This window comes from Rhizobium sp. ZW T2_16 (assembly GCF_044987325.1).
Lineage (GTDB): Bacteria > Pseudomonadota > Alphaproteobacteria > Rhizobiales > Rhizobiaceae > Neorhizobium > Neorhizobium cellulosilyticum.
The window spans coordinates 37,125-57,739 of the sequence record NZ_JBJDRG010000022.1 but is presented as its reverse complement, the minus strand read 5'-3'; the positions used below and the strand labels follow the sequence as shown (position 1 = coordinate 57,739).

The 20,615-nt window shown below is 57.2% G+C and carries 24 protein-coding genes and 1 pseudogene; 15 read left to right on the top strand and 10 right to left on the bottom strand.

Features of this window, described 5'->3' with window-relative positions:
- Nucleotides 1–508 precede the first annotated feature (508 nt).
- Nucleotides 509–1,156 (bottom strand): BA14K family protein, encoded by a 648-nt coding sequence (locus ACI3K0_RS26965; RefSeq protein WP_148147081.1) that lies wholly within the window; start codon nucleotides 1,154–1,156, stop codon nucleotides 509–511.
- A 123-nt stretch (nucleotides 1,157–1,279) separates the two neighbouring features.
- The gene (locus ACI3K0_RS26960; protein WP_404946613.1) at nucleotides 1,280–1,525 is read right to left on the bottom strand and encodes a DUF982 domain-containing protein; all 246 of its coding nucleotides are present in this window, start codon (nucleotides 1,523–1,525) and stop codon (nucleotides 1,280–1,282) included.
- 392 nt (nucleotides 1,526–1,917) lie between these two features.
- On the opposite strand from ACI3K0_RS26960, the gene ACI3K0_RS26955 reads away from it, so the two are divergent.
- The 8 genes from ACI3K0_RS26955 (at nucleotide 1,918) to ACI3K0_RS26920 (ending at nucleotide 6,521) form a co-directional block, all read left to right on the top strand.
- On the top strand, nucleotides 1,918–2,169 hold the full coding sequence (locus ACI3K0_RS26955) for a glycine zipper domain-containing protein (RefSeq protein WP_148147079.1): 252 nt from the start codon (nucleotides 1,918–1,920) through the stop codon (nucleotides 2,167–2,169).
- 755 nt (nucleotides 2,170–2,924) lie between these two features.
- Nucleotides 2,925–3,419, top strand: a complete 495-nt coding sequence (locus ACI3K0_RS26950; protein ID WP_404946612.1) for a hypothetical protein — start codon at nucleotides 2,925–2,927, stop codon at nucleotides 3,417–3,419.
- A 54-nt stretch (nucleotides 3,420–3,473) separates the two neighbouring features.
- The gene (locus ACI3K0_RS26945; protein WP_404946611.1) at nucleotides 3,474–3,866 is read left to right on the top strand and encodes a hypothetical protein; all 393 of its coding nucleotides are present in this window, start codon (nucleotides 3,474–3,476) and stop codon (nucleotides 3,864–3,866) included.
- A gap of 13 nt (nucleotides 3,867–3,879) precedes the next feature.
- Nucleotides 3,880–4,323: a hypothetical protein gene (locus tag ACI3K0_RS26940; protein ID WP_404946610.1), complete on the top strand. Its 444-nt coding sequence runs from the start codon at nucleotides 3,880–3,882 to the stop codon at nucleotides 4,321–4,323.
- Nucleotides 4,324–4,507: 184 nt separating this feature from the next.
- Complete coding sequence (locus tag ACI3K0_RS26935) at nucleotides 4,508–4,825, top strand: PepSY domain-containing protein (protein WP_148147075.1); 318 nt, start codon at nucleotides 4,508–4,510, stop codon at nucleotides 4,823–4,825.
- A 16-nt stretch (nucleotides 4,826–4,841) separates the two neighbouring features.
- Complete coding sequence (locus tag ACI3K0_RS26930) at nucleotides 4,842–5,441, top strand: general stress protein (RefSeq protein WP_206829582.1); 600 nt, start codon at nucleotides 4,842–4,844, stop codon at nucleotides 5,439–5,441.
- Between the two features lie 185 nt (nucleotides 5,442–5,626).
- Complete coding sequence (locus ACI3K0_RS26925; protein ID WP_404946609.1) at nucleotides 5,627–5,947, top strand: hypothetical protein; 321 nt, start codon at nucleotides 5,627–5,629, stop codon at nucleotides 5,945–5,947.
- Between the two features lie 274 nt (nucleotides 5,948–6,221).
- Complete coding sequence (locus ACI3K0_RS26920; protein WP_404946608.1) at nucleotides 6,222–6,521, top strand: hypothetical protein; 300 nt, start codon at nucleotides 6,222–6,224, stop codon at nucleotides 6,519–6,521.
- Nucleotides 6,522–6,610: 89 nt separating this feature from the next.
- On the opposite strand, the gene ACI3K0_RS26915 is transcribed toward ACI3K0_RS26920, so the two are convergent.
- The 4 genes from ACI3K0_RS26915 to ACI3K0_RS26900 all read right to left on the bottom strand — a co-directional run bounded on the left by ACI3K0_RS26915 (nucleotide 6,611) and on the right by ACI3K0_RS26900 (nucleotide 9,254).
- A complete protein-coding gene (locus ACI3K0_RS26915; protein ID WP_148148816.1) occupies nucleotides 6,611–7,234 on the bottom strand; it encodes a response regulator transcription factor in 624 nt (207 codons plus the stop codon).
- A complete protein-coding gene (locus tag ACI3K0_RS26910) occupies nucleotides 7,231–8,583 on the bottom strand; it encodes an ATP-binding protein (protein ID WP_206829579.1) in 1,353 nt (450 codons plus the stop codon). Before ACI3K0_RS26910 ends, ACI3K0_RS26915 begins: the two co-directional genes overlap by 4 nt.
- 52 nt (nucleotides 8,584–8,635) lie before the next feature.
- Nucleotides 8,636–8,788: a hypothetical protein gene (locus ACI3K0_RS26905; RefSeq protein WP_206829578.1), complete on the bottom strand. Its 153-nt coding sequence runs from the start codon at nucleotides 8,786–8,788 to the stop codon at nucleotides 8,636–8,638.
- Nucleotides 8,789–8,858: 70 nt separating this feature from the next.
- Nucleotides 8,859–9,254: a DUF1236 domain-containing protein gene (locus ACI3K0_RS26900; RefSeq protein ID WP_148148814.1), complete on the bottom strand. Its 396-nt coding sequence runs from the start codon at nucleotides 9,252–9,254 to the stop codon at nucleotides 8,859–8,861.
- A 603-nt stretch (nucleotides 9,255–9,857) separates the two neighbouring features.
- Between ACI3K0_RS26900 and ACI3K0_RS26895 the strand changes: the two genes are divergently transcribed.
- A complete protein-coding gene (locus ACI3K0_RS26895; RefSeq protein ID WP_404946607.1) occupies nucleotides 9,858–9,983 on the top strand; it encodes a hypothetical protein in 126 nt (41 codons plus the stop codon).
- A gap of 81 nt (nucleotides 9,984–10,064) precedes the next feature.
- On the opposite strand, the gene ACI3K0_RS26890 is transcribed toward ACI3K0_RS26895, so the two are convergent.
- A complete protein-coding gene (locus tag ACI3K0_RS26890) occupies nucleotides 10,065–11,249 on the bottom strand; it encodes an MFS transporter (RefSeq protein ID WP_404946606.1) in 1,185 nt (394 codons plus the stop codon).
- 123 nt (nucleotides 11,250–11,372) lie between these two features.
- Here ACI3K0_RS26890 and ACI3K0_RS26885 point away from each other — a divergent pair, with 123 nt between their 5' ends.
- The 3 genes and pseudogenes from ACI3K0_RS26885 (at nucleotide 11,373) to ACI3K0_RS26875 (ending at nucleotide 14,495) form a co-directional block, all read left to right on the top strand.
- Nucleotides 11,373–12,269 (top strand): LysR family transcriptional regulator, encoded by an 897-nt coding sequence (locus ACI3K0_RS26885; RefSeq protein WP_404946605.1) that lies wholly within the window; start codon nucleotides 11,373–11,375, stop codon nucleotides 12,267–12,269.
- 402 nt (nucleotides 12,270–12,671) lie between these two features.
- Nucleotides 12,672–13,412, top strand: coding sequence for a DUF6088 family protein (locus ACI3K0_RS26880; protein ID WP_404946604.1), 741 nt, complete (start codon nucleotides 12,672–12,674; stop codon nucleotides 13,410–13,412).
- Nucleotides 13,393–14,495, top strand: a pseudogene (locus ACI3K0_RS26875) (nucleotidyl transferase AbiEii/AbiGii toxin family protein). The gene ACI3K0_RS26880 and the pseudogene ACI3K0_RS26875 overlap by 20 nt, the downstream one beginning before the upstream one ends.
- A 428-nt stretch (nucleotides 14,496–14,923) precedes the next feature.
- Here ACI3K0_RS26875 and ACI3K0_RS26870 read toward each other — a convergent pair.
- The gene (locus ACI3K0_RS26870; RefSeq protein WP_404946603.1) at nucleotides 14,924–15,814 is read right to left on the bottom strand and encodes an SDR family NAD(P)-dependent oxidoreductase; all 891 of its coding nucleotides are present in this window, start codon (nucleotides 15,812–15,814) and stop codon (nucleotides 14,924–14,926) included.
- Nucleotides 15,815–15,894: 80 nt separating this feature from the next.
- Between ACI3K0_RS26870 and ACI3K0_RS26865 the strand changes: the two genes are divergently transcribed.
- Nucleotides 15,895–16,332 carry a MarR family winged helix-turn-helix transcriptional regulator gene (locus ACI3K0_RS26865; RefSeq protein WP_404946602.1) on the top strand — a complete coding sequence of 146 codons (438 nt, stop codon included), beginning with the start codon at nucleotides 15,895–15,897 and terminating at the stop codon, nucleotides 16,330–16,332.
- 16 nt (nucleotides 16,333–16,348) lie between these two features.
- Here the strand turns inward: ACI3K0_RS26865 and ACI3K0_RS26860 are convergent, their stop codons facing one another.
- Nucleotides 16,349–16,819, bottom strand: coding sequence for an Lrp/AsnC family transcriptional regulator (locus tag ACI3K0_RS26860; RefSeq protein ID WP_404946601.1), 471 nt, complete (start codon nucleotides 16,817–16,819; stop codon nucleotides 16,349–16,351).
- A 116-nt stretch (nucleotides 16,820–16,935) separates the two neighbouring features.
- Here ACI3K0_RS26860 and ACI3K0_RS26855 point away from each other — a divergent pair, with 116 nt between their 5' ends.
- Nucleotides 16,936–18,144, top strand: coding sequence for a diaminopropionate ammonia-lyase (locus ACI3K0_RS26855; protein ID WP_404946600.1), 1,209 nt, complete (start codon nucleotides 16,936–16,938; stop codon nucleotides 18,142–18,144).
- Entirely contained in the window at nucleotides 18,141–19,385 is a 1,245-nt protein-coding gene (locus ACI3K0_RS26850) for a M20 aminoacylase family protein (RefSeq protein ID WP_404946599.1), read from the top strand. Before ACI3K0_RS26855 ends, ACI3K0_RS26850 begins: the two co-directional genes overlap by 4 nt.
- Before the next feature lie 123 nt (nucleotides 19,386–19,508).
- Here the strand turns inward: ACI3K0_RS26850 and ACI3K0_RS26845 are convergent, their stop codons facing one another.
- Entirely contained in the window at nucleotides 19,509–20,597 is a 1,089-nt protein-coding gene (locus ACI3K0_RS26845; protein WP_404946598.1) for an AbrB family transcriptional regulator, read from the bottom strand.
- Between the last annotated feature and the right edge of the window lie 18 nt (nucleotides 20,598–20,615).

Here is a 20,615-nt window from a genome sequence, read left to right as displayed (position 1 = left end):
AGAGCCAGACCGCATGGGCAATGATCTCGGCGGGGAAACGGTGGCGTCTAAAGTGAGCAGGCGAAATCTCGGTCATGGTCACTGAATACCAGCACGGTCACAACAAAGTCGTTAAGCCGACGCTACCCCTCAGACACATGATCGTAGTTCGCTTCGGTTCGAGGAGCTGTCGAGAGTCCTGCCGGCTCAGGACATCCGCGCGTAGAACGCGTCAGGGTTGCGAGTTATTTACCAGGCTTCGTCCGCGAAGCACGGGCGGCCGTCATGTGATTTGCATCATGCAGGAAGAACCAGCCATCAAAGTTGAACTTCCTGTTTAACCTTTCGCTGCGGCCATCTCACGCAAATACTTGGAACGGAATCCAACGCCTGCCTGATCGCCACCGGCCTCCCGTACGGGTATGGCAAGAGCGGTTTGGTGTGCATTTGACGAATTCCCGGTTGAGGACTATCTCGCGTCGTGATGCCCCCAGGTCGTGTATCCCCGGTTCCAGCGAGCCGAGAGACTTTAGAACTGGGCAATAGTAATGTCCGCAGCACTCCTGATCGAGTTGTTTGCCGACTCCGATATCGGCCCGGAGCACACCTTCCTGCCGCCCGAAAAAGGCTGGTACGTGTTGTCCTCTATCCGATATGAGGTGTATCGCTCCATGCACCACCGCTCATTGACGTCTGGCTCGCTCGCACCTCGGTCGCCGACCTGTCGAACGGGGACGGAGGCCGCCTCGATCGGAGCGGCACAGGCGCGCCGCGGCCCACCCCCATATGGCTGATACGTGTTATCGGCTGCATTATATGAGCGGTACCGAGCACCACACCACTCCTGCGCCTTGGCGGATAGCGTTTCGGACAGGAAAGCAACCTGGGCCCCGGTCACATCGGGTTTGTTCGTGGGGCTTAGCGGCACAGTCGCGCGCTGCTCGGACTTCGCTTCGGCCACGAGCGTATTCTCGGGCAACACAGCGGGAAGCCTCTCGTAAGCCTGCAAGCTGGAATCAACCCTCCGTACCTCGGGCGACCACAGTGGCTCGCCATAAATATTCGCAAATCGATGCGGCGCAATAGGTGCCGCCAGGTAGGATGACACCCGCACCCCAGCCGCTGCAATCGGCAGGAGACAAGAAGCTAGAACGAGACCTGTTAGTAGTTCGCGCATAGGATATCAACCTTCTGAATTCGCTATCCAAAAATGTCGATAGAGACTGGTTTGTTCCTAGGCCAAAAGTCCGATATCGGCTGGCCCTGCATCAGTGTTTCATCATGTTTCCGGAATGGTCGCTCACGGTCTTAGCAACCCAACTTCTTTTGCCGCATTCAGAAAAGCCTGGGCCGCGACCACAGCGCTGACTTTGCCCCTAAGCGCCCCGAGGCAAGCTTTTTTTGCGACCTTGAAATTCTTCCCGGCGGGTTGGGGCCAGCGGGTCATCAAGACTTCCAAGGCTTCACGGCTATTGCCGACACGTTTAAAGTGGTCGCCGCAATCGAGGCTAATCTCATAAGTGGCTTCCCAAAGGTCGTTCTGCATAACGTCGCTCCTGGTCCCCTCTCCTTTCCCTCGAACGTGAAACGCTCACGGCTCGTTCCAGACTAGGACTTCAGTCCCACCGTCACGCTGCCATGCCCCAGGAGCGATCTACGAGGTTCCGGTTGGAAAGCGAAGGATAGGTTTCGACGAGCTCGGTCGCTTTGTTGAAGTCTAGCTTTTCTCTCATTTTGCCGAAAAGGCCGCGTTGGAATTGCTTCGATTCATCCGCGGGACATTTGCCACCCCGTGCCGCCCGTTAGGTTGAGCTTTCGGGCCAAAGGTCCAAAGGGAATGGACCTTGAGCGTTGCCGCAACATATTGCCAAGGGCATCGGCACTGCCTCCCAATCGAGGATTGGGACAGGCGTGGTGGAATCAACAGGGAGGATATCCATGAAACGCATCGTAATCATCAGCCTTATGGCGGCATCTCTCGCCGCCTGCACGGCAACCGAACAAGGGGCGGGGGTTGGAGCGGCAACCGGTGCTGTCATCGGCGGCGTCGCCACCGGCAACGTCCGCGGCGCAGCCGTCGGCGCCGCAATTGGCGGTGTCTCGGGCGCTTTGATCGGCAGGGTCGCAGAGCAGCCTGGCCGCTGCTACTACCGCGACCAATACGGACGCCGATATGTCGACCGCTGCTAATTAGTACGCAATCTAGGGCATGTGAGGCTGATGTTTCACATGCCTGTATCCCCGACAAGATACAAACCTCGCCGTCGAGCAATCACCAAGGGTGTGGATCACTGATTGCAGAGGACCTATATAAACATCCCACCAACCTCTGCAAACTTGCGATGCGAGTGCAAACTGAGATCGGGTTCGTTGACGACCTCGCGGTGACTTCTCCCATCCGTCATATTTTCCGGGGGGAACAAGTGGCTATAGCGCCGAATATAGTCCGTCACTCGTCTCCCGTATTCCGGGCTCAAATCTCGCTTTTGCGCTAGCATCGAGCCGATCGCTCTCGCTTGATCAAATACCAAAATCTCTAGGGTCAGGGCAATTCTAGTCCGGCGATTTTCAAAGGATAGCGAATCCTCGTCTCCTAAAGCCTCTAAAATACCCTAGCTGGCCCACCACCCGATAAAAAGCTTCCGGATGGTATTCGTCGCGTTGCAGAACTTCCTGGGCGTCCGGAGGACTCGTGGTGCCGGAATCTAACATTGGCAAAATTCATTGATTCGATGCTTGAGAGTACGGCTCCGTCGAACTCCCAATTACACCATTTTCAGGAGCATGATCTAGTTCGGACATTGGTAGTACAGCTGGGCCCAAGGTCTCACCTTCAGTCCGACTGACGGCCCGCAGTAGGAACAACAGTCTCTATCTAATGTTTCCCATGTAGCTTCGAGAACGCGATGTGCGTCAGAAGCTGGAGGAAAACCAAGGAGATGAGCATGAATATCGCAGTACGTGCGGCGTTGGCCGCAGCACTTCTCACAGGCACAGCCCTGTCGGCTTATGCCCAGACCAGCAGCACGGTCGGTACCGGGGGCACTGCAGCGGGTGGCGGAACATCCAGCAGCTCCGTTGGCACCGGCGGCAGCTCTGCCGGCGGCGGCACCTCCAGCAGCTCCGTGGGCACCGGCGGTTCGGCCGCAGGCTCCGGCAGCGGTTCGGGCTCCGCATCGACGCTTGGTACCGGTGGCACGTCTGCCGGTGACGGGCAGTCGAGCAGTTCTGTCGGAACCGGTGGTTCGGCTGCGGGATCAGGTAGTGGTTCTGGTTCGGCGTCCACGCTCGGAACCGGTGGCACCTCGGCTGGCGGCGGCCAGTCCTCAAGCTCGGTCGGTACAGGCGGGAGTTCGGCCGGGGCAGCCGGCGACGATCATGGCAAAAGCAAAAAAGGATGCCCTCCTGGCCAAGCTAAAAAGGACGGCAGTTCCTGCTAATCATCTATGGGCGGAAGCGATAGCGCTTCCTTCCTCTCTTTAGGAGGACCGGGTATGACCTCGGCATCATTCTCACATAAGAGCGCCTTCGCCCTGCCGCTGATTTTCGCGATAATCATCGCCGGTGCGGCTTTGGCCAACGAAACCATCAAGCTCAACGACGGTACTACGTGTAGCGTCATTGAAAGCGGCAGCTCGGCGGGAAATGGGTCATCGACGTCAGTTACCGCTGGTGGCGGTGGTGTGTCGTCTTCGACGACGATCGGCGGCACGACGACAACAGTACAGTCACGCAATGGCTCGACATCCTCAAGCGCGGGTTCGTCGATTACGACCGGCACGGCTGGTACGCAGTCTTTTTCGACAGCGAGCGTCACCCGTCCTGACGGGACCATCATCACTCGCCGCTCCGACGGGACCTGCGACGTCACGAAACCTACGAAATAGAGGAGAAATCATTATGCTTAAAATGATCACGATGGCAGGTATTGCCCTTCTCGCCTCGGTCTTCTCCACGCCGGTACTCGCACAAGATTGTATTGCCACGGGCACTGTGGGTTCTGCTGGCAGCGCCGCCGCAGGGGGAACCTCCGCCAGTACAGTTGGCACAGCAGGTGCCTGCCAGACAGACGGAGGTACGACAGCCTCGATCGGTTCAGCCTCTAGTGCTGCCGCCGCGGACGGCAAGTCGAAAAGCCAGACGAAGGTGAACGAAAACCCGAGACAGTTGAGCGCGCAATCCAGAGCACAGGCGATGGATAAGGGCACCTTTAGCAAGTCGCAGACAAAGACTCGCGTGAAGGGTGATGAACTTCAGAGCAGGACACGCAGCATGTCCCATGTGCCAGGCGAAAAGCCGGTGAAGAGCACCACCGACAGCATCGTTGTGCTACCGCAACCGTGAGACGCCACTAGTCGGTCGTATGGGCGCAGACCGGTCACCCGCCAAGCACCAGACGCACTTAGCGGCTTCGTGGCCGCGGCTTTCCTACCGCGTCGGCCTTAAGTCCGATGCTGGAACGATCGTAAACATCAAGGGATTATAACCCAGCGGATCTCGCGACGAAGATCCGAGCTAGGAGGAAACCATGCATAGACTTATTCTGACCGCCGCCTTTGTCTCCGTTTCAGCTTTGTCAGCATTCTCGCAGACCGCGCCTGCAGCCAATAGCGAGGGGAACACACCTGCTGTCGCTACGCCCGACACCAAGAACCCGACAGCTCCTGTAGAAGGCGCCAACAGTTTTACAGAAGACCAAGCCAAGGAACGGATCGAAGAGGCCGGCTACACCGGCGTCAAGGATCTTAAAAAGGATGACAAGGGCATCTGGAATGCTGCTGGAATGAAAGACGGCAAGAGCGTTTCGATCGCGCTCGACTATCAGGGCAATGTCGTCGCCAAGTAACGAAGGGAGATTACCGATGAGAACTGTCACTGGACTTTTTGACGATTATGCCGATGCCAGCGCCGCGGTTGGCGAGCTAGAAACCGCAGGCGTGCGGTCCGACGACATAAGCATTGTTTCAAACAACGCGGATCAGCGGCATGGCGACTCAAACGCCGCAGAAGGAGCAGGAACCGGCGCAGGGATAGGCGCGGTCGTCGGTGGCGCGGGTGGCCTGCTCACCGGTCTCGGCCTGATGGCAATCCCAGGCGTTGGCCCGGTCGTGGCAGCAGGGTGGCTTGTCGCAACGGCGGCCGGTGCTGCAGCCGGCGCAGTTGCTGGTGGGGCCGCCGGCGGTATTATCGGTGGGCTGACGAGCTCCGGCGTCCCGGAACGCGATGCGCATTTCTATGCAGAAGGCGTCCGGCGCGGTGGCACACTCGTGACTGCCAAGGTGGAGGACGCTCTAGCGCCGGAAGCTGAAGCTATCCTCAAGCGCTCCAACTGGGTCGATCCTGCAGAACGTCGCGTTTCGTATGAACGGCAAGGCTGGACAAGGTTCGACGAAACGCTCGATCCTTATGACGCCCAGCAGGTCGAACAGGAAAGGCTTCGATATCGCCGAGGCGGTATCTGAATTCAGCAGCGGGGCGCCTGAAGAGGCGCCCCTTTCGCCGCCCGACAGCTGATCTGATCTCGTATTACGTCGGTAGTGCGACATATTCGAAGACCAAATAGCTACGTAGGCGGTACGGGCACATCAGCTACTTTAGCTCAGACCTTGGTCGGTTATCGAACACCGATACCTTTGCTAGGATGCGGATGTTCTACAGGGGAGAAACGGAAGTGCAGCTGGGAAATGCAAAGCGAACTGCCCTTACCTGTCTCACCTATCAGCAAAGACAGTTGCTTTTTGCGGGGCTGAAAAGTGAGGTTGATCGCAGCTTCTGCATGCTCGATCCTCAAGCACAAAGACGCTGGGCTACCGCAGCCCAGAAGCTCACCGAAATCTTAGAATTCTTCGAGCATGCGCCTCAAGACGCCGAGGGCTGCTCAATGGTCAAAGCCGTGGAACTTGCCTGCGAGTTCACCATTCAAGCGATCCCATCGGAACATGAGATCGCGAACGCGACCATACACTGATCCTCAAGGCACTACTCTGTCGAAGCGGGGAGCAACGACATTGTTGGAGCGGGCGAAAAACTTTCGTCGTAAAAACTGGAAAAGAACCACGCCCAAGATCATTAACAAGCGAGCGGGAAGTAGTCTGAGATGGAATGTCCGATGATTTCACGCAGATCGCTCATAGCGGGAATGGCGTTTTTGCATACCGCTGCGCGACCAGCCAGCCTCATCGCGCTGGAGACTATTGCGACCGTTAGCCCGGCATTTGCGAAGGGTGGCGGTGGAAACGGCGGTGGAAACGGCGGTGGAAACGGCGGTGGAAACGGCGGTGGAAACGGCGGTGGAAACGGCGGTGGAAACGGCGGTGGAAACGGCGGTGGAAACGGCGGTGGAAACGGCGGTGGAAACGGCGACCAGGGCTTCGGAAGAAGAAATTCCGCAGGAGATAATAATAGCAAGGGCAGATTTAATAATTCTGCGGGTGTCACCGAAGCCACGGGCGGCTACTCAGTTTCCGTCAAAGGCGGCACCGTCGAAATTCGCTATGCAAACGGGATCCTGGAACGCCTCACCAATCGGCGCTTCTCGATGACTGATCGGCGGGGGCGCACAATCGTGGACCGCCCTGCGACATCTGACGACCGGGCTCGGATTCAATCTCTGCTCAAATGAAAAAGGGATCTACCTGCGCCAGCGTAGGGCGGCCTCGGTTCGATTTGAGACGCTAAGCTTCGCGAAGATGCGGGTTGCGTGGTGCTTGACCGTTTTCTCGTGAAGGCCGAGCTTTCTCGCAACCAACTTGTTACTCATCCCCACCGCGATCAGATCCATGACCTCACGCTCGCGCGCACTAAGCCCATCATGTTCTTGCATCGCGGCTGGATGCGGTTTGCGTTCTGAAATCAGTCTTGCGCTCAGGTTGGGGGGAACATAACTTCCGCCAAGTACAACCGTCCGAACCACGCTTGCCAGATCGCGAGACCCGATACCTTTAAGAACATATCCACAAGCTCCCGACTGCATCGCGGCACGCACGTCGTCCCCGTCTTCTGACGCAGTCAATATTATCACTTTCGTAGCAGGAGCGTTGGCGAGGATGGTTTGGATCGCGGAAAGCCCATTTCCCGGCATCGATATATCGAGCAAAACAGCCTCAGGACAGTGCGTCGTGGCTAAAGACACGGCATCGCTCGCCGAGCCCCCCTCTCCGACGATTTCGAAGCCTAGATCTCCCAAACTTTTGTAGACCCCCGCGCGAAACATCGGATGATCGTCGACAAGCACAAGGCGGATTTTCTCGGTCATGACACTATCGGATCGCGGATATTGAGGAACATAGTTAGAGTAGTGCCGGCAAAAGACGAATTTATTTCGAATTTGCCGCCAAGGCTTTCGATGCGTTCACGCAGCCCTGCGAGGCCTAGACCGAGCAAAGACACGTTTTCTTCTTTGAAGCCTTGGCCAGTATCTTGCACGATGACTGTAATCTCGCTGCCGAGAAGTTTCACTTCGACCCGCTGCCCTTTGGCATCGGCATGCCGCCAGCCGTTATTGAGTCCTTCCTGGATGAACCTATAGGCGCAGATTTTAACCGCCACTGGTATCTCGTCATTCAAGGGCTCAATCGCACTATCTACCGATGCGCCTGTACGTAATTGGTAATGCTCGACTGCTCGGCGGGCCGCTTCGCTGACTGACAAGGTCTCGATTTGGGGTAAGATCAAGCCACGGCAGATGATGCGGATATCACGTATAGCTTCGTCCAGGCTTTCCTTGATTGTCGCAACCTCTTCCTCGCGGGTGGCTCTATTGCTGTCGTCGCTGAGGATCTGTTCGCTATCCATGCGCAGGGCAGCGTAGGCCATCAGCTGTGCGGGCCCGTCGTGCAGGTCCGCACCCACCCTTCTGAGAAATCTCTCGTTGAGCGCGACCGCTCGCTGAGAGCCTTTCTTGACGCGGAGGGTAAGATCGAGGTTTTCCTGCAGCTGACGTTCTATTGTCCGGCTTCCACGCAGGACGATTGCCGAGAGGATCAAGAAAAAACCGGACGTTACAGTGATGGTCACGGCCCAGCTTCTAAAACGCGCCCGTGTCAGGCTGCGCTCGAGCTCTCCCGCCCTTTCGTAAAACTCTGTTACGGCAACAACCTGGCCCGACCAGGGCTGAAGGATCGGATTGTATATCTCAAGCAGAGGCTCACCAACCGCTCGTTCTCTATCGCTTTCAGGATCATCCACCTCGTCGAATTTCGCCACAAGTTCGCCATTAAAGGCTCGATTTCGATTTTCGCCACGAGGTACGACACGGCCCATAAGATTCTTGTCGTTCGAATATAATATCATGCCGTCCTTGCGCCACAGGCGAAACGAGACCAGCCGCTTTCCGAGAGCACCCTGGCCCAGGGTTTCGTCGAGCGTCCGCTCTATGGACTCATCCAGCTTCGTCTCGCGGGTCAGATCCGGTAGAACTGGCGCGATAATACTGTCGACATATAGGGCAGTGGTAGCGGCAGCATTCCGCGTAACCGTCTGTGCGATCTGCTCTGTGACATGAAGCCCGATAATGATCGTGGCAATTGCGGTGACTACACCTCCTGCCAGAAAAAACTGCTTGGCGAGATTAAGGGAGTTCACGAAATCTAGAGCTGACTTCACCGGCCCGTTCCAAGTTCCAAGATCCGCGTATAGGGAGACCTACATAAGACTGTCAGCGGATTAATCCGGAAGAAACGTTTGAACCGCTCACGGGGGCCTCGGAAATGAAGCCGACGCGTGGCCGCTGAACGGGATCGTTAAGGCCTATGAGCACCACCACCATTCCGCCCATAATGACGAGGATGCCTGCAACAAGCGACTTCATCTTCCATCTCCCATAAGAAGATTGGTGTGGCAGAGACTATCCACCACACCATCTTTGCCAAACCCACCGGTTAATTGATCACCTGGATCACCTTGCGGCTTGAAGGCTCGACGATGACTCGCTGCTTGTTCACGATGGCGTAGGAATACTTCGGATTTTCCGGAACCTGCTGGACGACGACGGTCGACGGAAGCGGTTCACCAACGACCACCTTTTCCTGTACAACGACGGAATCAGTGGGCATGGGAGCCTCACGAACGTAAGTCACAACACGTTCCGGCGGTGGGTCAATAGCGGTTCCCGCGATTGCGCCGACAACCCCGCCAACAGCTGCACCAACCGGACCGCCGACAATTGCTCCCGTCACCGCGCCGCCGGCAGCGCCGTTCACCGTGGACTGCTGCGCCAATGCACCACCTGCCACGAACATTGCTGTGGCAAAAACTACGGCTCGCTTCTTATTCATCTGCTTTCTCCTTTTTGACCGAGGTGTTCCTCGCCCAACAAATGGAGAAGCTGTCCAACAAGTTCCAGGGTGGGACTTTGTGCCCAATCCCTTGCCGATCATTACGCCTTTAGGCCTAATGTGCCGGATCCTTGAGCGACCGAAGGCCCTCATCCAAAAGAATGAAAACCGACGGTGTGAGCAAAAGCTTTTTCAAGCCGCATTCGATCAGTTTCACTGAAAGTATCGATAGGTCGTCACACAGCGGCAGACCACAATAGCTGACCTGGAGATCCGCCCAATCCTCCGCTTCATGAATTGATCAGCTTTCTCCGTTTACGGTCTTGAGCGGATGTGAACCTATTCCGACTCCATCCGATGGATTGCCCCAGTGACGCTCACGCGAGCCGATAGACGTGCGCTGTAACGGGGAAGTTGCCGCGCTATTTGTTTGGTGGTAATAATTACTACCAAACAAAGTGGAGGTGTCTATGCCCAATGTTGAAAAGGTACCCTCCTGAATGACGGAGTGATCTATCCCAGGAGCCATAAACGCTCCGGCTCGCGCGCATGAGCTAAGCGTTCGCCTTATCACTGCGTTGCCTAATTGAAAGGAAAGAAGCTATGCCAGAAAATCCAACTCTTCTGCCGATCGCCAGCAAGGCTGTCACCTATCTTGGTCTAGGCGGGCATGAGGTCATCAAGGTCCTACAGCGGGCGGTTCGGGCACCTGCGGTGTCGGTCCCTTGACGGAAGACTGCGTTCCGTTTTTATCGATTTTCATAGTTGCTCCTATCGTGTTGAGCATCTTCACGATGCCAGTGAGGTAAGTTAGAGGGTTTTCCTACCGACCAGGGCCGCGAGTGCTGCTGATCCGGCTAGTAAAATTGATGCCAGTGCGAACGGACTGGTCCAGCCATAGGCGTCGAAGAGGATGCCGCCCGAAAACGCACCCGCCGTGATCCCGACCTGAATGAGCGCGACTTGCAAAGCGCCGCCGGCCTCGAGATCGTCCGGGATCACCCGCGTCATCCACGTATTCCACGATACCGGGATCGGAGTGGAAAGCAGTCCCCAAGCGATCAGCAACACCGCCGTTACGATTGGCGAAGCTCCGGCAACGATCAGCAGAAGGGCAATCGCCATGAGACCAAGCGGTAAGCCGATGATCGCAAGCAATAGATGAGACCGGAGCACAAATCCGATGACAAGTGTTCCGATGAGACCAGCGACACCAAGCGCCAGAAGGAACATTGACAGCGAGCCGACGTCGTGGCCTGTGACCGTTTCTAAAAAGGGCCGCAGGTACGTCGATAGAGAGAACTGCCCCATGAAAGCAAGCGTGGTTGCCGCCATGCCAATGGCGAATGAACGGCTGCGCAGAAGACCAAAAATCTTGCCGACGGAGACTTCGCGTTCAGCCGGCAACCGAGGGATTACCGCCATCTGCCACGCAAGTCCGATCAAACCCAATGGCACAACCGTAAAGAACGCTCCTCGCCATCCGATAAAGCTACCAAGAAAACTTCCCATCGGAGCTGCGATAACCAAAGCGAAGGCGGTGCCACCTTGGAGCATCGCGATCGCTTTCGGCACATCGGCGGGAGCGACGACCCGGACAATAATAGCTGCCGAGAGCGACCAGAAACCGCCGACCGCAACGCCAATCAGAGCCCGCCCCAGCATGAACACGGCGTAGTTCGGTGCGAAGGTGACAATAATGCCTGATGCGATCATCACCGCCGTATAGAGAAGCACCGCGCTGCGACGGTCCATCTTAGACAAAACTGCGTTTGCGAACAGGCTAGTGACGACAGCGAAAAAGCCGGAAACAGAAATAGCTTGCCCTGCATGTCCTTCAGTAATGCCGAGGTCCGCCGCAAGCGGGGTCAACAGACTGACCGGCATGAATTCGGAAGAAACAAGTACAAAGCAGAGCAGAGACATACAGATAACGGCAGACCAAGCAGATGCCTGGTCCCGCTCGATATCCGGTGACGTGTCGAGAATGGTCATAAACGCATCTGATGTGGGCGCACGGATGAGCCGGCGCGCAAAGTCAGCTGAAAACTAGCATCCATTGCCGCTTGTAATTATAGCGTGTAAGCTTGATGCTTCTGTGAAATAAGCTCATGAATAATGCCCCGCGACCACATCAATGAAATGACCGCTTTCCTTGCCGTTGCCCGTGAGCGCAGCTTCACGAAGGCTGCCGCTGAGCTGGGCGTGACGCCCTCTGCGCTTAGCCATACAATAAAGGGACTTGAAGACCGGCTAGGGGTACGCCTGCTCTCGCGAACGACGCGCACGGTCGCGCCGACCGAGGCTGGGGAACGGCTGCAAAGGCAAGTGGGTCCTCTGTTCGAACAGATCGCTTTCGAACTGGACGAGATCGGTTCGTTGCGGGACAAGCCCGCTGGCTCTATCCGCATCACCTGCACCGACACTGTCATTGAAACGGTGTTCCGCTCGAAGCTGGGCCCGTTTTTACGACAGTACCCAGAAATCAAAGTCGAGCTAGATATGAACTACGCATTGGTCGATATCGTCGCGGAGAGGTTCGACGCAGGTGTGCGAATTGGCGAAGCGCTTGAGAAAGACATGGTTGCCACGAGGATCGGCCCTGATTGGAGATTTTGCGTGGTGGGATCACCAGACTATTTCGAGAAGTGCACTCTCCCAAAGTCACCGCAGGAACTACGAGACCACAATTGCATCAATCTTCGTCTGGCGGGTTCGGGGGGATTTCTGCGCTGGGAATTCAAGTCACCGGAAGGTCGCGACATCAACCTTCGGGTTGAGGGCCAAGCAAGGTTCTCGACGTCGGGCGCCGCCCTCCAAGCGGCCGTGGATGGTATCGGGCTGATCTGGGTGCCACAGGAGCTAGCAGCCGGCTACATATCTGACGGGCGGCTTGTCGAATGCTTGTCTGAATGGTGTCCGATATACGAGGGATACCACTTGTTTTATCCCAGCAGAAAACAAAAATCGCCAGCGTTCTCGGCTTTCGTGGATGCCATGCGATTTCGCGTCTGAGCCCCGTACAATCAAGGGTCGTCTGTGACACAGCCCGCTCGCCTTGGACGGTTGCTGCTTGTGCCTTTCTAAAGGGCAACTGTGCAGCAACGCTCGATGGTGTCAGACCTTCGTCGTCATCGAAAGCGTGAAGGGTGAAATTCAGAAGGGAAAAGACTCGCGTGCGAGGCCCGGCAGGGCGTTATCCCGGGCTGTGGGGGCCTCATTCTTGCCATGCGCAACGATCGCGAACAACACATCCGTTATGTTGCACTCGATTCGTTGATTTCAGTTTTGATTTCGAACCAGCCATGGACATCAAATACTGACCAATATTTAGATATAAAATATGGTCAGCGTGAGTGTGTCGATTGCAAGTGACCAAAATTTGTATATAATCTTCGGTTACAAGATAGGACAGCTATGCCGGATCCCACATCGGACACTCTCAAACGCATTCACCAAAGGATCGCCGGCAAAGCACCTTCGGGCGTTTGGTCGCGTGCCGATTTTCTGGACATCGCAACACCGAACGCCGTCGAAAAGGCGCTGCAGAGGCTGACCAACCGCGGCGACATCCGCCGACCTCATCGTGGTCTCTATGACAAGCCCGGCATCAGCCAGTTGACAGGCAAGATGGTGTTTCCGCCGCGCGCCTCGTTTATCGATGCGATTGCACGGCGCGACAAGCTGCGTGTGTGCGTAGACGGCATGACAGCTGCCAACGATCTTGGCCTGACGACGGCTGTTCCGGCCCGGTCCACGATCTATGCGGATACGTATCCTCGAACCATCGAGATCGAGGCCAATGCCGGTAATACGCATGCCGTGAGACCAGTCATCTATCTCCTGGACTTCAAGCGCATTTCGGCAAAGACCGCTTTCTGGGCAGGCAGGCCGGCGATGCGGGTGATCCAGGCCCTCCACTGGTTTCGCGATGAGCGAACCAATCTGGAGACGGTTGTCGATGGTATCGTCCGTTACCTGGCACGAAGCCCCCACAGGCAACCGATTGTCGAGGATCTGCGCGAAAACATCAACGCCATCCCTGCCTGGATGTACCAGGCGATAGAAACGATAACACGCGACCCGCGGGCTCCGGTGGATGAAGACACTCCAACAGGTCCGGATGGGAAGGCTGAACATGCGCCAGAGCTTCATTGAAATCCTTCGCTCAAGCGCTGACGAGCGGAGAGCACTATTCTCCACCGCGGCGTCCGATCTGGAAACGCGGGCCGAGAATATCGAGAAGGATCTCTACGTCTGCTGGGTGCTGACTTCCTGTTCAACCGACGGAGGGACGATGCCATTGGCCTCTATTTTAAGGGCGGGACCAGCCTCAGCAAGGCCTACAGCCTGATCCAGCGTTTTTCCGAGGACATCGACATTGGCATTTACAAGGGGGACCTGAAAGTTCCGCTTGAGACCGATATCGCCGCTCTCCCCTCTGTCAATCAACAACAGAAGGCTCTGGCCGAGCAGGTGGACGAGGCAGCACGGCATTATATCTCCGGGCCACTCAAGCGTTTGCTTGAGGAGGAAATCGCTGTGGTCGAAGAAGAGATCGGACAAACGGGACATTTTTCGCTCGGCTTCGGGTACGATCCCTACCGGAAGAAGGAAGCGCTCGACATTTTGGTGCTGGGATACAGAAGCGTCTTTGATACCAGCGGCGGCTACGTCGAGGCGGCGGTGCGCATCGAAGGCGGCGCACGCCCGGATCCGGTGCCAGCCGAAAGGCGAGAAATCGTCCCCTACATAGCATCCGAAATGCCGGCCAGTTCGGATCTCACGATCTCCAATGTGATGACCGTCAAGCCCGAGCGGACGTTCTGGGAAAAGGTCCTCATCCTTCATGCCATGACGGAAATGACCGAGAAACGAAACGCGGACCAGAATGCGGAAAGAAAGGTCCCCGACCTCAATCGATACTCGCGCCACTATTACGATGTTCATCAGATCTGGACGCATCCAGACTACGGAAAGGCGACGGCATCCATGCTCGATCTTGCCGAAGCGTGCCGGCAGCACAAGGAACTGATGTTCCGTGCACCGGACCATCGCTATGATCGGGCAGTACCCGGCAGTTTCCGGCTGTTGCCGACCGCCGATATGCGCAAGAAACTGGCGACCGACTACGACAGAATGTCGGCGATGATCTTTGCGACACCGCCTGATTTCGAGGCTGTCATGAAAAGCATCGAGGATCTGGAGCGTTTCCTCAACAAGGATCCGATCGCCGGTTGACTACGTCGATCTTGGAAATTGCAGAGACCCTGCTCGCCTCGGTCTACCGTTCAGACGGCCGGTGCGGCTAAGATCACCTTTTCGTCGCTCAACAGCGAAAAAAGGGCAAGGACAGCAGCTCGATCCCGGGTTCTCATCAGCCAGTCCCCAAGACGAAAAAGCCTGCCGCGGAAGGAGGTGCGGCAGGCTTTCGAAAAGAACGGAACAACGGCTGGGTCGCCCTCCCGTAGCGCAGGCAAACATTAGACACAGGCGTCCGGAAGCCTGCGTCTCATATCAGGAATTAAGCAAGCTGAAATGCGGATGACCACCACCTCTTGATGAGGTCCGAACTCATGACCTATGCCTTCCGGTAAGTTTGAGCAGCACGCGCGAATGTCCGAACGAACCGACTACCCACGATCTCGGAAGCATAATCTTCCTACAATCTACAAGCCGACTCCATTGTCAGCCATCAGGAAAGGACCGAGAAGTTGAGCAGTCGAAATCCACAGACGGCGACGTTGCTCCACGCTGTTCGCTGGCGCAACGGGCATCAGCGTTCTGGCATTTTTAACGGAGACGTAAAGGCCAGTTTTGACGCCAAATTCAGGATCGATCGCGAGCCGCTTGATGATCCCAGCACCACGGGTGGGATCGCCGATCCCCAGCCAGTTTAAGGCCTTGGCGAGCGAGCCGGAGAATCCAAGCTCGCGGCCGAGACTGGTGACATTGAAGCCAGGGTCGAGGCAATTGACTGTTACCCCCGTACCATCGAGCTGTCGCGCAAGCTCGATCGAGAACATGATATTCAGCAGCTTGGTGCGGCCATAAATCCTGGAAGAGCCGCGGGGGGTGAATGGGGCGATATCGAGAAGATCCGCCTCGATACGAAGGCCGCCGCTCTGACGAGATGCTTCCGATGCGACTGTGACGATGCGGGCAGGAGCCGACTGTACCAACGTGTCGCGCAGTACCGATGTCAAAAGCCAAGGTGCGAAACAGTTCACCGCCACCATTTCTGCAAAACCGTCCTTGGTAACGCGCTGCTGGAAGGCATGCAGACCAGCGTTATTGATCAGCACGTCGATATGAGAATGTCGGGCGGCGATGGCTCTGCCGGCCGCAACCACCGCCCGAAGATCGGAGAAGTCCGCGTAAAACACGTCGACGGCTGCGCCCGGGGCGGCGGCTTCGATCTGCGCGCGCGTGGCGGCCGCCTTCGACTGGCTCCTCGCCGTCAGGATCAGATCGGCGCCGTGACGCGCCAACTCGATTGCTGCGAGCTGCCCGATCCCGTCGGTGGCACCTGTTATGAGGACTTTCGGACGATGAGGCATTTGCAGTAACCCGCTTGGTTGATATATATCCACTATGTTCGTTTAGTTGATATATGTCTACCATATCTACCGAGGTGATTATGAAGAAAACGCGCATCGAACATCTCAGGGAGCTTGGCCTCGAGCTCAATGCGCTGCTCGCTGCCTCACGCGCCATCACTGCCGCATCGGCGGAGCGGTTCCACCCGAAGCTTCAGCCCGCCGCCTTCCAGATTGCCACGATCCTGTCGGCACGCGGTTCTGCAACAGGCAGACAGCTTTCAGAACAGCTCTATATGGACAAGAGCGCGGTCAGCAGGCTGTTGAAGTCGCTCTGCGATCTGGGGCTGACAGAATCGGTGACCGACCCCGACGACCGACGCTCGACCATCTATCGATTGACGCAGGAAGGACGATCGAGGCTTGAGGCATCGATCACGGTGAAGGTCGGAGCATTCCACGCACGCACAGATGGATGGAGCGAAGCCGAGCTTATCCAGTTCACAGGATTGCTCCGGAAGTTCAACCGACACGAATAAGCGACAGACCTGGCCGTCAAACGGACTGCGGTAGCGAGACTTCGAGCCCAACCTTGATCCGATCCATTGCCACGAATGTCCGGAAACGCTTGACGTTATTGTTGCCGAAAAACAGCCGACGGGTCAGCGCTTCATAGTCCACCATCGACGGTACGATAACGACCAGCACGAAATCCGCTTCGCCCGTCACGTAGAAACATTGCTGGATCTCAGGCGTGGCCGCGAACGCCCGCTTGGCGCTTTCAATCTGCTCGGATGTCTCGCTGATCACCTCGACTTCCACGAAGATTGTGATCGGCTGCCCAAGGGCTGCGGGATCAACGACGGCAACATTGGCCGTAATAATTCCGGCTTCGGTCATTTTCCTGATGCGGCGCTGAACGGCAGGAGCAGAAAGGTTGACCGCCTCGCCAATCGTTCGCTGCGGCGTGAGATTGTTCTTCTGGAGGATGCCGAGGATTTTACGGTCGAAATCATCAAGGGTCACGCGGTAGTCGACTCCAGTGGCGGTAAACGAAACAAACTTGCAAATCGGGCTGGGATATTCAGCGCTCAGTGCGCGTCCAATGCAATATGCTTTCGTGACGTAAATCGGAGCCAATCATGTTTTTGCCAAACATACTTGCGGACTACAAATCTCATCTTGATCCTCGTGATGTCGAGACGCTCGGCAAAGACGCAGCCAGGGAGGTCGAACGACACCTCACCTACCGCGAAGACAATGCTGCCACCCCGCTGGTGACGCTTCCAGGGCTCGCCGCCGCGCTCGGGGTGTCGAGCATCCACATGAAAGATGAGGGTTTCCGTCTCGGCCTTGGCAGCTTCAAGGCACTTGGTGGTTGCTATGCCGTTATACGGCTTGTTCTCGAAGAGGCCTCCAAACGACTGTCGCGACATGTCGATATATCCGAACTTCACACGCCGGACGTCAAGGCGGTCGCGAGCACCATGACTTTCACCTGCGCCACCGATGGCAATCACGGACGATCCGTGGCCCAGGGAGCAAAAATCGTTGGCGCCCGGGCAGCGATATTCGTTCACGCACTTGTCAGCGACGAACGTGTCGCGGCAATCAGCCGCTTCGGCGCTGACATGATCCGTGTCGAGGGGTCATACGACGACTCCGTCAGGGAAGCGGCCAGGGTTGCAGGCGAACAGAACTGGACCATCGTATCGGACACGTCATGGCCCGGCTATGAGCGTATACCCGGCCTTGTCATGCAAGGTTACACGGTGCTTGTCCGCGAGGCGCTCAGAGAGTTGAGCGAACCTCCCACCCACGTCTTCGTGCAGTCTGGCGTCGGCGGCATTGCGGCTGCAGTGGCTGGCCATCTGTCGATAGCCATGGGTTTGGACCGGCCGATTTTCATCGTAGTCGACCCGCAAAGAGCGGCGTGCATTGTTGAAAGCGCGCGGGCAGGACATCCGGTGGTCCTTCCGCATGGGGAGCCCACCGTGATGGCGATGCTCGAATGCTATGAGCCATCGCTGGTCGCCTGGCGTATTCTTTCGCGCGCGGCTGACGCCTTCATGACAGTGGACGAGCAGGACGCGATTGACGCCATGAGGAGATTGGCCCGTCCCGCCTTTGGCGACCGTGCAATCGTTGCAGGTGAAAGCGGCGGTGTTGGGCTGGCTGGACTGATCAAGGCTCTTGCGGATCAGGATATCAAGCAGACACTCGAACTCGGCGACGGGTCTCGTATTCTCCTCATCAACACCGAAGGGGCAACCGATCCTGTCCGGTATGAAGAGCTCGTTGGCGAGCCACCAGCATCGGTTCTGGCGAGAGCAGCGGAGGCGAAGGTATGACTGCAGGAGCAAAGGCAGCGCCAGTGAGTGACATCGGCCAGTTGATCGCAGAAATGACGGCGTGGCGTCGGCATCTTCATGCCCATCCGGAGTTTGGTTTCGAGGAACACGCGACGGCAGCCTTTGTCGCTTCCAAGCTCCGGGAATTTGGCCTCGATGATGTAACGGAGAACATTGGTGGCACCGGCGTCGTCGGCAGTTTGAAACGGGGAAGCGGTAATCGTGTCGTCGCCCTGCGGGCCGATATGGATGCGCTACGGATCACCGAGAATGGCACCGCGAACTACAAATCGATGAACGAAGGGGTGATGCACGCCTGTGGACACGACGGTCATACGGCCATGCTTCTCGGTGCTGCAAAACTGCTGGCCGAAGAAGGCGGTTTCGATGGTACCGTTCGCTTCATCTTCCAGCCTGCGGAGGAATGGGGAAAAGGTGCGCTGTCGATGATGTCCGATGGCCTGCTGGAAAAGCTCCCGTTCGATGAGATCTATGGCATCCACAACATGCCGGGTCTACCTGTCGGCGTGTTCGAGACGAAACCCGATGCTATCATGTCGGCCGAGGACAATTTCGAAATCACGCTCAGGGGTATCGGCGGTCATGCTGCCCGGCCGCATTCCGGCAACGAGGTCCTTGTCGCTGCCTGCGCACTTGTTACCAACCTTCAGACGATCGTCGCGCGGCGTCTTGACCCGGCCGATATCGCAGTGGTGTCGGTCACCGAGCTGGTCACCGACGGGACGAGGAACGCGCTTCCAGGGACTGCTCGCATCCTTGGTGATGCCCGAAGCTTCCGCAGTGACGTCAGCGCCGACATCGAAAAGCAGATGCGCGTCATCGCGCAGGGCACCGCTCTCGCCTACAATATCGAAGTGGATGTCTACTATACGCGGGAATTCATTCCGCTCGTCAACGATGTCACCCTTGCAAATGAAGCGATTGACGTGGCGCGAGATCTCTTCGGCGCATCGAATGTTCGAGTCAGCTCGAAACCGATGACGGCGTCGGAAGACTTCGCCCAGTTCCTCACCAGGGTGCCGGGGTGCTTCGTGTTCCTGGGCAATGGCGAACGGTCTCCACCACTGCACAATCCGAACTATGATTTTAATGACGAGGGACTGGTTCACGGTTTGCGGTTTCACGCAGGGATCGTGCGGCGGCGTCTCGCTATGTCGAATGGAGCCGAGACAAGCCTGGATGCCGCGGGATTTGAGCACTTGTATCAACCGTCCAGCTAGCGGTCGTTCATCTTCTTTCGCCTTGATAGGATCCGAACCTACGACCAGAGCGATGTAACTTGAATCAATGCGCCGAGCTGACTTCTCGCGCTGAAGGCGACGATTTGGTACAGTAGTTGTAACTTAGGATCGCCAAATCGGCAGACGCGACAGCTGTTGCATGATCACCGGTCCAAAGAGCACGACAACAAACATGCGTACAGTCTGGAATGCAAGTACGACCGAGACCTCGGCATCGCCGGCGACGGCGACGATCGCCACCGTCTCGGTACTGCCCGGTGCTGTGGACAGCAAAGCCGTCAGCGGATCAACCGGCATGATCAGCCGCAAAAGCACCGCCAGCAATCCGCCGAGAATTAGGAGAGCAAGACCGGAGACGAGGATAGCCGGGATCATTCGCGCCAGTTGTGAGAGCGAGGCGCCGGTGAATTTCAGTCCGACCTCCAAGCCTATGACGGCAAAGGTCAACGCAATCGCTTCGTCCAGGAGAACGATGTGGAAGATGCCCGAGGATTCCAATACCGCGCCGATCAGCATCGGAAACAGCATCGCCGCCGCCGGCAGGAAACGGAAGCGAACGGCGACCAGAGAACTTGCGGCCAGCAGCATGGAAATGACGACGGCCGGCCAGTCGCCGATCGTCACGCCCGTATCGCCAGCAACAGCCGCGCCACTCATATTGGGCAGGAAATGCGACATCAGCGATACCGCGACGATGACGCTGGCAAGCCGCGTATATTGCATGAGTGCGACGACGCGGCCGTCGATGCCCCGCTCATAGGCGATGATCACCATTGCCCCGGACATGCCAGGCAGGCTTCCGAGAATGGCCGGCATCTTCGGCACGCCGCCCCAGCGGTTCAATCCCCAGCCGACGATGAAGGCGCTGACAAGCGTCAAGGCCGTCATGAAGATCAGCAGCGGCCAGTGGACGGCAACGTCGATCAGGATCGATGGCGTCAGGCTGCGGGCGATGAACACGCCGGCAAACCCTTGTGCCAAGGTATAGACCGGCTTCGGCACGGAAAGCCGCGTGCCGCCGACCCCGAAGACGATGCCGGCAACCATAGCGCCGAGAAGCGTGGCAGCCGGAAAGCCGACCAGAACCAGCAGATAGGAAAAAACCGCCGCAAGCGCGAAGATCGGCAGCCAGGCGACGAGCCGGCGCATTCCTGTCAGACGTTCGGGCAATTCGCTGAGCAACGGGGTCATCCGCAAGACCCGGAAACT